Source organism: Georgenia deserti, assembly GCF_042680605.1.
Lineage (GTDB): Bacteria > Actinomycetota > Actinomycetes > Actinomycetales > Actinomycetaceae > Allobogoriella > Allobogoriella deserti.
Genome location: NZ_JBHUEE010000007.1, coordinates 20,631 through 33,546 on the forward strand (window position 1 = coordinate 20,631; position 12,916 = coordinate 33,546).

The window sequence follows — 12,916 nt, forward strand, 5'->3', positions numbered from 1 at the left end:
GCCGTCGCTGCGCACCGGTTTATCGGCCGCGTCGATCTCGCCACCCCGTCAGGCAGGCACGACGACGGCGCCGCCGGGGTCGAGGCGGATCCGCACCTGCCCCGCCGCCTCGGCCGCTCCCCTGGTGACCGCTGTCGCCACCTGCCCGTCCGGCAGGCGAACCTCCATCTCGGTCCGGCCACGGACGAATCGGCGGGCCAGCACGGGGACCGCGAGCTCTCCGCCGAGCTGCAGGGCATCCGGACCGAGCCCGACCAGCAGCTGCGAGGTCGCCCGCCCGGTGGCCGTCCCGGCCGGAGGCGTACTCGCGCCGGCCGGGAGCGGGACGTCACCGAGGACCATCCGGGCGAGGCCGTCCCAGATCTCCGCAGGCAGGAACGGGCCGTACCCGAGGAACGCGGCCACCTCCCGGCTCACCGGACGGCGCCAGAGCTGGGCCGGCGTGTCGACCTGGGCCAGGTGCCCGTCGAGGAGCACGGCGACCCGATCGGCCACCGTGAAGGCCTCGTCATGGTCGTGGGTGACGTACAGGGCGGTGGTGCCGGAGACGCGCAGGATGCGGCGCAGCTCGCCGGTGAGTCGCTCACGCAGCGCCCGGTCGAGCGCGGAGAGCGGCTCGTCGAGCAGCAGCAGCCGTGGTTCGGGGGCCAGGGAACGCGCCAGGGCCACCCGCTGCGCCTGGCCGCCGGAGAGCGTGCCGACGGCGCGCGGGCCGTACCCGGGAAGGCCGACGAGGTCGAGCAGCTCGTTCACCCGGGACGCCCGCGCGCGGCGGGAGAGCCCCGTCAGCCCGTAACCGACGTTGCCCGCCACCGACCGGTGCGGGAAGAGCTGCCCGTCCTGGAACAGCAGGCCGACGCCGCGGCGGTGGACGGGCACGTCCGCGAGGTCCTGGCCGTCCCAGCGCACGGCGCCCTCGGCGGCGGGCTCGAGTCCGGCGACGGCGCGGAGCAACGAGGACTTCCCGGAGCCGGACGGTCCGACGAGCGCCAGCACCTCGCCTTCGGCGAGGTCGAAGGTCACCCGGCGGGCCGCCGTCGTCGGCCCGTACCGGACCGTGAGGTCGTGGACGGCCAGCCCACCCGCGCGGGTCACCATCCGGTCGCCTCCCTGGTCCGCAGCCGCTCGGCGAGTCCCATGACGGTGGCGGTCAGCGTGGCCAGCACGACGGCGGCGGCGAGCGCTATGCCGTAGTTCTCCGCCCCGGGCCGCCCGATGAGCCGGAAGATGACCACCGGCAGGGTGGGCCGGTCCGGCCGGGCGAGGAACGACGTCGCCCCGAACTCGCCCAGGGAGACGGCGAACGCGAACCCGACGGCCAGGCCGAGGGCACGGACGAGGAACGGGCCGTCGACGGTGGCGAGCACCCGTCCGGGCGTGGCGCCGAGCGTGGCCGCCGCCTGCCGGAGCCTCGGATCGACGGCACGCAGGACGGGGAGCACGCTGCGCACGACGAGCGGGATCGCGACCACCGCCTGAGCGATCGGGACCAGGATCGGCGAGGTGCGCAGGTCCAGTGGCGGCGTGTCCAGGGTGAGGAGGAACCCGAACCCCACGGTGACCGCGGACACGCCGAGCGGCAGCATGAACAGCGCGTCGACGAGCCCCACCGCGCGTTTGGCGGTACGGCCGCGGGGGCGGCGGGACGCGATGAGGGCGACGAGGGTGCCGACGACGACCGCGAGCACGGTGGCGTCGACGGCGGCGCGCAACGAGTTCGCCGTCGCCTCCCAGACGGTGACGGTCAGGGCGTTCGCTCCTCCGGTGGTGCCGAGGGCGATGTAGTTGTCCAGCGACCAGCCGGCGGGCGTGCGCAACGATCGCACGAGGAGCCCGGCGAGCGGGGTCACGAGGAGTCCGAGCACCACCGCCGCGGTGACGACGGCCGGCAGCAGGTCGGCACCGGGCCGCAACCGCAGCGGCTGCCGGACGAGGCTGTCGGTCTGCAGCCGCAGCGCCCGTTCCTGTCGGCGCCGGCTCGCCGCGGCGGCCGCGAGCGCGAGCGTCACCACGGCCACCTGGACAACGGACAGCACCGCGGCGGCCCGTAGGTCGAGGAACTGGGTGGTCTGGACCCAGATCTCAGTCTCCACGGTGCCGTAGTCGACACCGCCCAGCACCATGACGACGCCGAACGCCGTCGCACAGAACAGGAACACCACGGAGGCGGCCGAGGCGATCGCCGGCCCGAGCGCCGGCAGGGTGACGGTCACGAAGGCGCGCACCGGCCCGGCACCCAGCGCGCGCGCGGCCTGCTCGAGCCTGGGGTCGAGCCTGGACCACAGCGCTCCCACGGTGCGGACCACGACCGCGTAGTTGAAGAACACCAGGGCGAGGACGACGGCGGTGAAGGTCCCGTCGAGGCCGAGGAACCCCAGCGGGCCGCCGTCGGTCAGGAGGGCGCGGAACGCGACGCCGACGACGACGGTGGGCAGCACGAACGGCACGGTCACGAAGGCCCGGACCAGTCCCTGGCCGCGGAACCGGCACCGGTAGAGCACGTACGCGCCGGGCACGCCCAGCACCACGGCGACCGCGGTGCCGACCGCCGACTGGGCCAGGGTCATCCCGATGACGCGCCAGGTCCGGTCGCGGGAGAGCACGTCGGCGAAACCGGAGAGGTCGAGTGCGCCGTCGGTCATAACGCCGCGAGCGAGCAGGGTCAGCACGGGCCAGGCGAAGAAGGTGCCGAGGAAGACGAGCGGGACGGCGGCGGCGACCACCCAGAACAGCGCCGCCGCCCCGCCCCGAGAGAACGTCCGATCCGGCAGCGGCCGGCCGGTGACCACGGCCATCAGCCGACCACGATCTCCCGCCACGCGGCGATCCAGTCCTCGCGGTTGGCGTCGACCGTGGCCGGGTCGACGGCGCGGGGTTCCTCGGCCAGCGGCGCGTGCTGCCGCCAGGCCTGCGGCAGGTCGACCGAGTCGTCGACGGGGTACATGTACATCTGGCCGGGGATGTCCTCCTGGACCGGCGTGGAGACCAAGAAGTCCACGAAGGCGCGCGCCCCCTGGGGATTCTCGGCACCCGCGAGGACACCGGCGTACTCGACCTGCCGGAAGCAGGTGGACAGCAGCGCACCGGTGCGGGGCTCGCCGCCGGACTCGGGGACCTCGGCCGCGGGTGAGGAGGCGTAGGAGAGCACGATCGGGCGCTCGCCCGCCCCCTCGGAGCCGGAGAAGTCGACGTAGTAGGCGTCGGACCAGGAGTCGACGACCTTGAGACCGTTGGCATCGAGGTCGCGCCAGTAGTCCTGCCAGCCGTCCTCGCCGAACTCGTCGACGGTGGCGAGCAGAAGGGCCAGTCCCGGTGAGGAGGTGGCCGGGTTGGTCACCACCGTCAGGTCGCGGTAGTCCTCCTCGGTCAGGTCCGCGAAGGTCTGCGGCTCGGGGACGTCGTGCTCGGCGAACCACCGGTGATCCACGTTGAGGCAGACATCGCCCATGTCCACGGGCGTGAGGGTGTCGCCGAGGTCGTAGGCGTCGGCGGAGGCCGGCTGGTCCGCCGGGGTGTACGGCGCGAGGACGTCGGCGCCGACCGCTCGGGCGGCGAAAGCGTTGTCGATCCCGTAGACGACGTCGCCCAGCGGGGAGTCGGCCGTGAGCACGAGCTGGTTGACCAGGGCGCCCGCGTCACCCGGGGCGACGGTCTCGAGCGTGTAGCCGGTCTCGGCCTCGAACCCGGACAGGAGCTCCTCGCTCAGCGCGAAGGAGTCGTGGGTGACGACGGTGAGGGTGCCGCCGGAGTCCCCGCCGTCCTCGGTGTCCGCGGCGGAGCTGTCCTCGCCCGCCGGGGCGCTGTCGGTTCCGTCGCCGGCGGTCTCGTCCCCGTTGCCGGTGAGGGTGCAGGCCGTGAGGGCCAACGTGGCGACGGCGACGACGCCGGTGCGGACGAGCCGCGTGGCGGTGTGGGCCATGGCGTTCCTCCCGTGGTGCAGGAGGGCCTGCGAGCGCGCTCGCAGGGAGAGACGTCCCGACTCCCTTCGCCGGTGCTAACCGGTGCAGGTTCGAGGGTCTGCGGAGGTCCGCACTCTCAGCGCCCGGTGGCGCTCCCCTGTCGTGCTGCCGACAGTAACACCGCGGGAGGATGCGGCGTGGCGGCCGTGAGGTCCTGACCCGTCATGCCGGCCGCCCGTGAGGCGGCCGCGCCGTCAGGTGGCGGCTCCTGCCCGGAGCGTGGCGACGGCGTAGGGCCAGTGCCCGGTGTCGTCGACCAGCGCCAGGTCGGCGCGCATCCCGGGCGCGATGACGCCGCGGTCGGTCAACCCGGCCACGCGCGCGGGGCCGGAGGTGATGAGGCCGACGGCGCGGGGCAGGTCGACGATGCCGTCGCGGGCCAGCAGCGTCACCGCGGCGAGCAGCGCCGTGGGCAGGTAGTCCGACGCCAGGGCGTCGACGACGCCGCGGGAGACGAGTTCGCGCGCGGAAACGTTGCCGGAGTGCGAACTCCCGCGCAGCACGTTGGGGGCACCGGCCACGACGTGCAGGCCGCGGTCGCGGGCACGCTCGGCGGCGGCGAGGGTCGTCGGGAACTCGGCCACGGCCCCGCCCCGGGCTGCCAGGGCGTCGACCGCCTCCGGAGAATCGGGATCGTGTCCGACGAGGCGGATCAGCCCGTCGCGGGCGAGTCCGGACAGCCAGTCGAGGTTCGCCGCGCGGACGTCGGCGAGGGCCGCGCTCGCCCGCACTCGGGCGCCGATCCGTGCGTCCGCCTCGTCCGGGGACATGCCGTCCCGTTCGATCATGAACCGGCGCAGGCCGGAGGGGTCGGCGTACTGGCCCTGACCGGGTGTGTGGTCCTCGTGCGAGACGAGCGCCGGCGGTTCGCCGCCGCGGTGACGGCCCAGCGCCTCGATCCGCCGGGAGAGGGTGGTCGCCCCCGCGGCGGAGAGCACGTCGAGACGGTGCAGCACGCGGTGGTCCACGCGGTAGGACGGCGTCGTGTCCGCCACCCCGCACAGGTCGAGCGCGCGGTCGGGACGGCGGGCGACGCCGCGGGTGTTCTGGTGCTGGAACGCGGCACCGTGGAACATCGTGGTGGTCCCGGCCGCTGCGGCACGTCCCTCGAAGGAGGCCATGGCGAACTCGATCGGCACCTCGGCGCCGGGGCGAGGTGTCCGCTCGGTCTCGAGCGCGTCGCTGTGCACGTCGACGAAGCCCGGCAGCAGCAGGAGGTTCTGCCCGTCGATGACCGGGCGGTCGCCGGGCCCGGCGGACGCGCCGGTGGTCACGTCCTCGATGCGGCCGTCCTCGACGGTGATCGTGGCGTTCTCGACGATCCGCTCGGCCAGGACGGCCCGGACTCCCCGCAGCCGGTAGGACGGGCGTGGGGCGCCGAGCGCCCAGGCCTCGGCCCGGTCGGCGCCGGGGACGGTGGTGGCCTCGACGCTCACGCGACCTCCTCCAGTGCGGTGTGGTGCTGGGCGAGGATCGTCTCCGGGCTGCCGTCCGCAAGGACCCGGCCACGGTCCATGACGACGGCACGGGTGGCCAGCCGCCGGATGATGCGCATGTCGTGATAGACGGCGAGGACGCTGACCTCCCGGCGGGCGAGCGTGTCGATTTCCGCAAGCGCACGCTCCCGGTTACCGGGGTCGAGCGCCGAGACGGGCTCGTCGAGCAGGAGCAGGCGCGGCGGGCTGACGATCCCGGCAGCGAGGTTGACGCGTTGCCGCTCCCCACCGGAGAGCACGCTGCAGTCGACGGCCCACAACGGCTCGTCGATCCCGAGCCGGCGCAGGGTCCCGACGGCGGCGTCCTCGGCGGCGTCGGCCTCGAGACCGCGGCGCCGTGCCGCGGTGCGGACGTGCTGCAGTGGACCGGTGCGCGGCGGGGCGGCGAGGAACTGGGCGACGTAGCCGATCTCGCGGCCGCGCAGCCGGGCGAGCTGCCGGTCCGGCAGCGTGGTCAGCTCGACGGGTCCCGAGCCGGTCCGCAGCGTGACACGGCCGGCGTCCGGCAGGTAGGTGCGGTAGACGCACCGCAGCAGGCTGGACTTGCCGGCACCGCTGGCGCCGGCGACGGCGACGTGCTCACCGGGGCCGACGTCCAGGGCGACCCCGTCGAGCGAAGTGATCACGCGGCCGGTGGCGTGCAGCGTGAATGTCTTGTGCAGTCCGGTCACCGACAGGATCGGCGTCGTCATCTCGTCTCCTTGTCCGTGGCCACCCGCTCAGCCGCGGGCGGCGGCGACGAGGCGCTGGGTGTAGGCCTCGTGCGGGTCGGCGAAGAGCTGGTCGGTCAGGCCCTGCTCGATGACCAGGCCGCGGTGCATGACCAGCGCCCGGTCGGTCAACGCCCGGATGACGCCGAAGTCGTGACTGACCACGACGACGGCGATGCTGCGTTCGGCGAGCAGCTCACGCAGCAGGTCCAGCACACCGGCCGCGACCGAGGCGTCGAGCCCGGTGGTGGGTTCGTCCAGGAGGAGCACGTCCGGGTCGGTGGCCAGCGCCTTGGCGATCTGGACGCGCTGGCGCATGCCGCCGGAGAACTGACCCGCGACGTCGTCCATCCGTGCGAGGGGGACCTCGACGCGGTCGAGGAGGGCAGCGGCCCGGCGGCGGATGTCGTGGTAGGAACGCCAGCCAGCGGCGGTGAGCCGGTCGGCGATGTTGCCACCGGCCGAGACACGCAGGTCGAGACCCTGGCCGGGATCCTGGTGGACGACCGAGAGCAGGCCCACACGCAGTGCGCGCCGCTCGGATCCGGTGAGCTCGAGAATGTTGCGGCAGCCGCCGTCGTAGCCTGCGAGGCGCACGTCGCCGGCGCCGGCCTGCTCCTCCCCGATGAGGCAGCGCATCACCGTCGACTTCCCGGATCCGGATTCGCCGATGATGCCGAGCGCCTCCGCCGGGGCGACGTCGAAGCTGATGCCGCGGGCGGCCACCACCTCGGAGGAGCCGCGGCGCCCCGGGTAGGTCTTGGCGAGTGCCGTCACCTGCAGCGCCCAGTCCTGGCCGGGCGCCGTCGCCGTGTGCCGTGCGGCGCCGGTGAGGGCGTGGCCGGCGAGCGTGCCGGGCTCGAAGTGCTCGGCGCGGGACCAGGCTCGCCGGGCCGGGTCGGGGTAGTAGCGGGTCGGCGCCAGCGTGGCGTGGTCCTCCGGGTCGACGTCACCGGTCCGGACTCTCGCGCACCATTCGACGTCCGAGCACAGGAACCGGCCGTCGGCGGTCTGGACGAGGTAGGTGTCGGCCGAGCCGCACAGAGCGCACGAGCTGCCGGGGGTGTACTCGACCTCGAAGGGGACGTCGTCGAAGACAACCGGCTCGACCTCGGTGTGCGGCGGCACGGCATAGACCTTCTTGTCGCGGCCGTGGCACAGGACCGTCAGGTGGTCCTGGCCGAGCCGCGGGACGTCCCAGCGCGGGATAGGGCTGGGGGCCATGAGGTATCGCCCGCCGACCATGACGGGATAGCCGGCGCCGGCGTTGATGACCCCGCCGGTCGCGAGGTCCTCGTACATCCCGACCCACATACGCGAGTAGTCGGCCTCCGCGTGCATCCGCCGGCACTCGAGGACGGACTTCTCGATCCCGCGCAACGGTTCCGAGACGGGGACCTGCAGCACGAGGGTCTGGTCGGCGCGGAGCCGGTCCTCGGGGATGCGGTGCCGGGACTGGACGATGGTGGCCTCGCGGGTGTCGGCGGTGCCACCGCATCCGAGCGTGCCGCGGATGAGGCGGCGCAGGTTGACGGCGTTGACGGACTCCTCGTCGCCCTGGTCGATGACCTTGACGACGTCGTCACTGCCGCCGACGGCGAGGGTCACCTGCAACCCGCCGGATCCCCAGCCACGGGCGACAGGCATCTCGCGGGAGCCGAACGGCACCTGGTAGCCGGGCACGGCGACGGCGGTGAGCATGGCACGGCGGACCTCGCGCCTGCCTTGCTCGTCGAGGACGGCGGGGCGGTCCCCACCCTCGGTGGCGGCATCGGCGCTGGCGAGCAGGCCGGCGGTATTCATCGGACCTCCTGGGGCTCGGCGGTGTCCTCGGGCCAGCGGTCGCCGTACTCCTGCGCCACCTGTCTGGCCGACTCGGCCCGCTCGATCATCGACCGGAAGGTCACGTAGTGCGGCATCTTGAGGTGCTCGAGGAAGCCGTTGGCGGCGAGCCCGTCGGTGGTGTGCATGACCACCTGCTGCAAGGCCTCGCCCTCCGGCGTGCCGCGGTAACGGGTCAGGCCGCTGTCCAGCGCGGCCATGGCGATCGCCTTGCGTTCGTTGTGCCCGGCGGCCAGGCCGTAGCCCGCGGTGAACCGGGAGGGGTCCTCGCCGCGCTCGTCGAGGTGGTCGACGGCCTCGCACTCGGTGACCCGGATGTCGCCGATGGTCACCGGGTTCCCGGTGTGCGGATGGTCGATCGCGACCGGGGCGTGCCCGCAGCGGACCTCGCCGAGCGTGACGGACTCGTCGGAGTAGCCGTCCGGGCCTAGCACGTTGCGGTACCAGATGTTGACCAGGGCGCCGCTCTCGGCGATCGCCATGGCGGACAGCAGCGCGGAGCGGGGGGCGGGCAGCCGGACGGGTTCGAGGGCCAGGTCGTAGGGCTCGGGGTCGGTGAGGTCGTGGCGCTCGAGCAGCAGGTCGTTCGCGGCGAGGTACCGGGAATAGCGGCGCGGGGTCACGTCCGGGTGGCGGGTCGTCGCGTCCGTCCCGGGGTTCCCGGTCCGGGCTCGTGCCGCCACCTCCTCGATCTCGTCCGTGGGCGGGAGGGGGTCGTCCTCGCCGGGACGGCGGACCAGGCGCGGGGAGTAGTCGACCGTCTCGCCGAGCAGCTGCGGCCCGTCCGGTTGGCGGTGTGCAGAGCTGATCCGCCGGTCGAGCACGATCCCGTCGGGGTCGACGGGCCGGCTGACGGCGAACCGGGTGAGTGTGGAGCGGTGCGCACGGAGCAGGTGCACCGCCTCAGCGGTGTCGCCGCCGGACTGCAGCAACGCGGCGGCGGCGAGGTCCTCGGCCCACAGCCCGCCCTCGCTCATGACGCGGTCCAGGAGAAGGGGGAACGCGGTGCGAACCGCGTCGACGTCGACGGCGGCGCCGTCCGCGACGCGGCGCGCGCGTAGCTCCTCCGCGGCGAGGATGGCGGCGGTGCCGCCGCGGTGGCCTCCGGCGTATGTCATCGGAGCACCTCGATCCGGGTGGTGCGTGGGAGGGCGGCGACGGTGGCGTCGGCTGCGACGAGGACGAGGTCCACGCCGGCCGGGAAGGCGGCGCACCGGAGGTTGCGGGCGTCCACGACGTCCGCGTCGATGCCGGTGACGGCCAGGTGGCGTATGCCGTCGACACCGGGCCCGGCGAGCCTCAGGACGACGTCGGTGGTCTCGCACGGCTCCGTGCCGAGTCCGACGACGTGCTGCGCGAGCAGGGCACCGCGCTCCGGTTCCCACGCGGAACCGGCCGGCAGGGCATGCACGGCGGAGGCCGCGGGTGCGGCGGTTCCGAGCACGATCCGCGCCTCGGCCGGCGCGGTCAGCGGCGCGCCGGTGATGCGGGCGAGCTCGGCGGTCAGGTCCTTCTCCGCGGGACCGAGTGGCGCCAGCGGCGACATGAGATCGGCCAGCGCGAGCGGGACGGCCGACACGGGCGGATGGGATCCGGGCACGTCGAGAAGGCGGTGCAGCGTGCCCGGGCGCGCCATCGCCTCCAGCGTGGCGCGGAAGGTGCGCTGGGCCTGCGCGGGGCTCACCGCACTCAGGCCTCCGCGGCCGGCTGGGCGCGGTACGTCCGCAGCACGGCTCGACCCGGCGGTGGGCACGGTGGTCGATGCGGTGGTGGACATCGCGGTCACGGCACCTCCTCGAACTCGACGATGGTGGGGACGAGCCGCTCCCACTCCTCGGCGCGGCGGTCGGCGAGTCGGTCGCGGGTGGCCAGCGCGAGGTCCTCGACGGCTCGCGCGTGCGGCCCGCCGCGGGCCGCCTCCGCGTCGCAGACAGCCTGAGCGAGGGCGGCGCGCCGGTCCTCACCGGTTCGCATGGCCCAGCCCAGGTGGCCGTCGAGCTCGAGTTCGGCCTGCGTGGTCAGCACATCGATGAACAGGAAGCGGTGGCCCGCGAGCGGCTCGCGCACCTGCGCGACGACGATCCCCACCTGGGGCGGGCGGGTGAGGTGGACGGCGTCGTCACCGACGCCTGCGAGCACGCGGTCGGCGAGGGTGACGACGTCCGCGGCGCCCGCGCGGGAGAGCAGTTCGGTCCGTTCCTCACGGGTGAGGCCGGCGGCTGCCGGCCGGGAGGTCTGCCTGGTCATGTCCCCACCATGACGAGCGAAGGTGACCCGCCGGGCGCGAGCGGTTGGACCGGTGGTGAACGGTGCGGTAAACCCCGCGTGACTTGTTGCATTCAGCGCACCACCCGCCGCGCCCACACAGCCAGTGCCTCGACGGCGAGGACGACGGCCAGGACGCACAGCACGATCGTGGTCACCACGCCGAACTCCTGGACGCGCGAGGCGTTGAGCAGGTAATAGCCGATGCCGCCGGCACCGACGATGCCGAGCAGCGTGGCCCCCCGGATGTTCACGTCGAGCTGGTACAGCACGTGGGCGACGATCGCCGGCAGGGCCTGGCGCAGCGTGGCACCGGTGAGCACCTGGATCCGGGTGGCGCCCGACGCGCGCAGGGCGTCCTGGACGCGTACGTCGGTCTCCTCGACGGAGTCGGCGACGAGCTTGCCGAGCAGGCCCACGGAGCCGATCGCGAGAGCGATCGCCCCGGGGACCGGCCCGAGCCCGGTGATGACGATGAGCACGATGGCCACGATGAGCTCGGGCAGCGCCCGGACGATGACGATGACCAGGCGCATCGCGGTCGCCACCCGGGGGTGGGGTGCGACGTTGCGTGCCGCGAGCACTCCGATCGGCAGGGCGAGGACCATCCCGAGTCCGGTCGCGGCGAGAGCGATCTGGACGGTCACGACCAGTGCCGCGAGCAGCGTGGGCAGGATGCCGCCGGTCTCCGGAGGCCAGAAGAGCCCGACCGCGGCAGGCAGTCCGGCCAGATCGCGGCCGAGCATGCTCAGGTCGACACCGCTCGCCACGGACGCGGCCGCCAGGACGGCGATGCTGAGGACGACGCCGGCCAGCCGGCGGATCCGGTCACCGTCCCACGGCGGGCTGATCCGCACGCGGCCGTCGCCGCACCGCTGGAGACGGTGGGTCTCCCGGGGCGCGTGGACCCACGCCGCGCAGAGGCGGTCGAGCAGGCCGCCGCCGGAGCGGACACCGGGCGCGAGCCGGGCGCGGATCGTGCCGGAGAGGATCTCGACCACGACGCACAGCACGAGGACCACGAGGGCGAGCGCCATGCCGCGCTGGTAGTTCATGGTCCGCAACGCGTCGGAGATCTCCATGCCGATGCCGCCGACGCCGACGTACCCCAGGAGCACGGCCGTGCGCAGGTTGATGTCGAAGCGGTGCAGCGCCGTCGCCACGACCTGGGGCATGACCTGGGGCAGCACCGAGCCGGCGATCCACTGCCAGCGGCGTCCCCCGGCGGCGCGCAGCGCCTCCGGGGGGCCGGGGTCGACCTGTTCGACGGCGTCGGCGTAGAGCTTGCCGATCATGCCGACCGAGTGCAGCGCCAGGGCGAGCACGCCCGGCAGCGCCCCGAGCCCGAGCACCCGCAGCAGCACGATCGCGAAGACGAGGTCCGGGACGGCCCGGGCGAGGACGATGATGGTTCGTGCAGCGGCCCGGGCCCCTGGCCCGGTGGTCGTCGTCGCGGCCGCGAAGAGCGCCACCGGGGTGGAGAGCAGGACCGCCAGCGCCGTGGCGAGCGTGACGATGCCCAGCGTCTGGCCGGTCATGAGCGCCAGCTCGGCGAGCGGCGGGAAGTCGAGCGGCAGGATGCGGGCGAGGAAGTCGGTCGCATGATCGACGCTGTCGATCATCGTGGCCACGTTGATCTGCAGGGCCGCCACGGACCACACCGACGTCGCCGCCAGGGCAAGCAGGACCACGGTGACGCCGACCGTGGATGCCTGCGGCCTGGGCTGTGCGGGGACCGGTAGGGCGAGGGGACGTGTCGGCGAGCCGCTGCCTGTTCTCGTCGCGGTGATGGTCAGCTCCCGGCGGCGGCCACGCGGGCGAGGTGGTCGGGTGCGGGCAGCCTCCCGCCGTCCGGCGGGGCCGCCTCGGCCGGGCGGGGAGGGTCGTAGACCGTCAGGGCCTCGGCGCGGGACAGACCGGCGGCGTCCCGGTCGAGGACGACCGACCCCGCTCGCAGGCCGACGACGCGGTCGGCGACGGCCAGGGCGAGGTCGACCTGGTGCAGGCTGCAGACCACGGTCAACTCGCGCTCTCGGCCGATCCGTGCGAGCAGGTCCATGACGCCGTCGGCGGTGATCGGGTCGAGGGAGGCGACCGGTTCGTCGGCGAGCAGGACGGTGGGCTGCTGGATGAGGGCGCGGGCGATAGCGACGCGCTGCTGCTGGCCGCCGGAGAGGGTGTCGGCGCGCTGGAACGCCTTGTCGGCCAGTCCCACGGCGGCCAGTTCGGCCATGGCGGCCTCGCGGACTGCACGCGGGTAGGTGATCAGGCCCAGCCGCGGCCCGCGGAGCGAACCGAGCTTGCCGGTGCAGACGTTCTCCAGGACGGACATCGGACCGACGAGATGGAAGTGCTGGAAGATCATGCCCACCCGGCAACGCAGATCACGCAGGTCGCGGTCGGAGGCGGCATGGACCGCCACGCCGAGCGTGGTCACTCGCCCGGACGTGGGCCGGTGCAATCCGTTGAGGTGGCGCAGCAGTGTGGACTTGCCGGACCCGGACAGGCCGAGCAGGACGTTCATCCGGCGGGCGGGCAGGTCGAGGGTGACCTCGTCCAGGGCGGTCACGGCGCCGAATCTCTTCGTCACCGCCTCGAGACGGACGGCCGGCTCGGGCAGGCTGGTCACGGTCGCGGTGGCCAC

General features: G+C 73.9%; 11 protein-coding genes and 1 riboswitch. All 11 genes read right to left on the reverse strand.

All coding sequences use genetic code 11. The features are described 5' to 3' along the window. Positions 1-48: 48 nt before the first annotated feature. The 11 genes from ACFSE6_RS13050 to ACFSE6_RS13100 all read right to left on the reverse strand — a co-directional run bounded on the left by ACFSE6_RS13050 (position 49) and on the right by ACFSE6_RS13100 (position 12,916). Positions 49-1,098, reverse strand: a complete 1,050-nt coding sequence (locus ACFSE6_RS13050) for an ABC transporter ATP-binding protein (RefSeq protein ID WP_388007727.1) — start codon at positions 1,096-1,098, stop codon at positions 49-51. Then, positions 1,092-2,795, reverse strand: coding sequence for an ABC transporter permease (locus tag ACFSE6_RS13055; RefSeq protein WP_388007730.1), 1,704 nt, complete (start codon positions 2,793-2,795; stop codon positions 1,092-1,094). The genes ACFSE6_RS13050 and ACFSE6_RS13055 overlap by 7 nt, the downstream gene beginning before the upstream one ends. Then, positions 2,795-3,919 (reverse strand): thiamine ABC transporter substrate-binding protein, encoded by a 1,125-nt coding sequence (locus ACFSE6_RS13060; RefSeq protein WP_388007733.1) that lies wholly within the window; start codon positions 3,917-3,919, stop codon positions 2,795-2,797. Before ACFSE6_RS13060 ends, ACFSE6_RS13055 begins: the two co-directional genes overlap by 1 nt. 44 nt (positions 3,920-3,963) lie before the next feature. After that, a riboswitch (TPP riboswitch) is annotated at positions 3,964-4,068 on the reverse strand. A gap of 85 nt (positions 4,069-4,153) precedes the next feature. Further along, entirely contained in the window at positions 4,154-5,395 is a 1,242-nt protein-coding gene (locus ACFSE6_RS13065) for an alpha-D-ribose 1-methylphosphonate 5-triphosphate diphosphatase (RefSeq protein ID WP_388007736.1), read from the reverse strand. Continuing rightward, entirely contained in the window at positions 5,392-6,147 is a 756-nt protein-coding gene (locus ACFSE6_RS13070) for an ATP-binding cassette domain-containing protein (RefSeq protein WP_388007739.1), read from the reverse strand. Before ACFSE6_RS13070 ends, ACFSE6_RS13065 begins: the two co-directional genes overlap by 4 nt. A gap of 27 nt (positions 6,148-6,174) precedes the next feature. Next, positions 6,175-7,968 (reverse strand): alpha-D-ribose 1-methylphosphonate 5-phosphate C-P-lyase PhnJ, encoded by a 1,794-nt coding sequence (locus ACFSE6_RS13075; RefSeq protein WP_388007742.1) that lies wholly within the window; start codon positions 7,966-7,968, stop codon positions 6,175-6,177. Then, a complete protein-coding gene (locus tag ACFSE6_RS13080) occupies positions 7,965-9,125 on the reverse strand; it encodes a carbon-phosphorus lyase complex subunit PhnI (protein ID WP_388007745.1) in 1,161 nt (386 codons plus the stop codon). Before ACFSE6_RS13080 ends, ACFSE6_RS13075 begins: the two co-directional genes overlap by 4 nt. Continuing rightward, positions 9,122-9,784, reverse strand: a complete 663-nt coding sequence (gene phnH / locus ACFSE6_RS13085) for a phosphonate C-P lyase system protein PhnH (protein WP_388008426.1) — start codon at positions 9,782-9,784, stop codon at positions 9,122-9,124. Before phnH ends, ACFSE6_RS13080 begins: the two co-directional genes overlap by 4 nt. 5 nt (positions 9,785-9,789) lie before the next feature. Next, positions 9,790-10,254 (reverse strand): phosphonate C-P lyase system protein PhnG, encoded by a 465-nt coding sequence (locus ACFSE6_RS13090; protein ID WP_388007748.1) that lies wholly within the window; start codon positions 10,252-10,254, stop codon positions 9,790-9,792. 92 nt (positions 10,255-10,346) lie between these two features. Then, a complete protein-coding gene (gene phnE / locus ACFSE6_RS13095; protein ID WP_388007751.1) occupies positions 10,347-11,963 on the reverse strand; it encodes a phosphonate ABC transporter, permease protein PhnE in 1,617 nt (538 codons plus the stop codon). Between the two features lie 101 nt (positions 11,964-12,064). Next, on the reverse strand, positions 12,065-12,916 hold the full coding sequence (locus ACFSE6_RS13100) for a phosphonate ABC transporter ATP-binding protein (RefSeq protein WP_388007754.1): 852 nt from the start codon (positions 12,914-12,916) through the stop codon (positions 12,065-12,067).

What these genes read in the sequence shown, in the direction of transcription:
- ACFSE6_RS13060 (WP_388007733.1), bottom strand. Translation starts at nt 3,919, where the DNA reads ATGGCCCACACCGCCACGCGGCTCGTCCGCACCGGCGTCGTCGCCGTC.
- phnH (WP_388008426.1), bottom strand. Translation starts at nt 9,784, where the DNA reads ATGTCCACCACCGCATCGACCACCGTGCCCACCGCCGGGTCGAGCCGT.
- ACFSE6_RS13050 (WP_388007727.1), bottom strand. Translation starts at nt 1,098, where the DNA reads ATGGTGACCCGCGCGGGTGGGCTGGCCGTCCACGACCTCACGGTCCGG.
- ACFSE6_RS13080 (WP_388007745.1), bottom strand. Translation starts at nt 9,125, where the DNA reads ATGACATACGCCGGAGGCCACCGCGGCGGCACCGCCGCCATCCTCGCC.
- ACFSE6_RS13075 (WP_388007742.1), bottom strand. Translation starts at nt 7,968, where the DNA reads ATGAATACCGCCGGCCTGCTCGCCAGCGCCGATGCCGCCACCGAGGGT.
- ACFSE6_RS13090 (WP_388007748.1), bottom strand. Translation starts at nt 10,254, where the DNA reads ATGACCAGGCAGACCTCCCGGCCGGCAGCCGCCGGCCTCACCCGTGAG.
- ACFSE6_RS13070 (WP_388007739.1), bottom strand. Translation starts at nt 6,147, where the DNA reads ATGACGACGCCGATCCTGTCGGTGACCGGACTGCACAAGACATTCACG.
- ACFSE6_RS13055 (WP_388007730.1), bottom strand. Translation starts at nt 2,795, where the DNA reads ATGGCCGTGGTCACCGGCCGGCCGCTGCCGGATCGGACGTTCTCTCGG.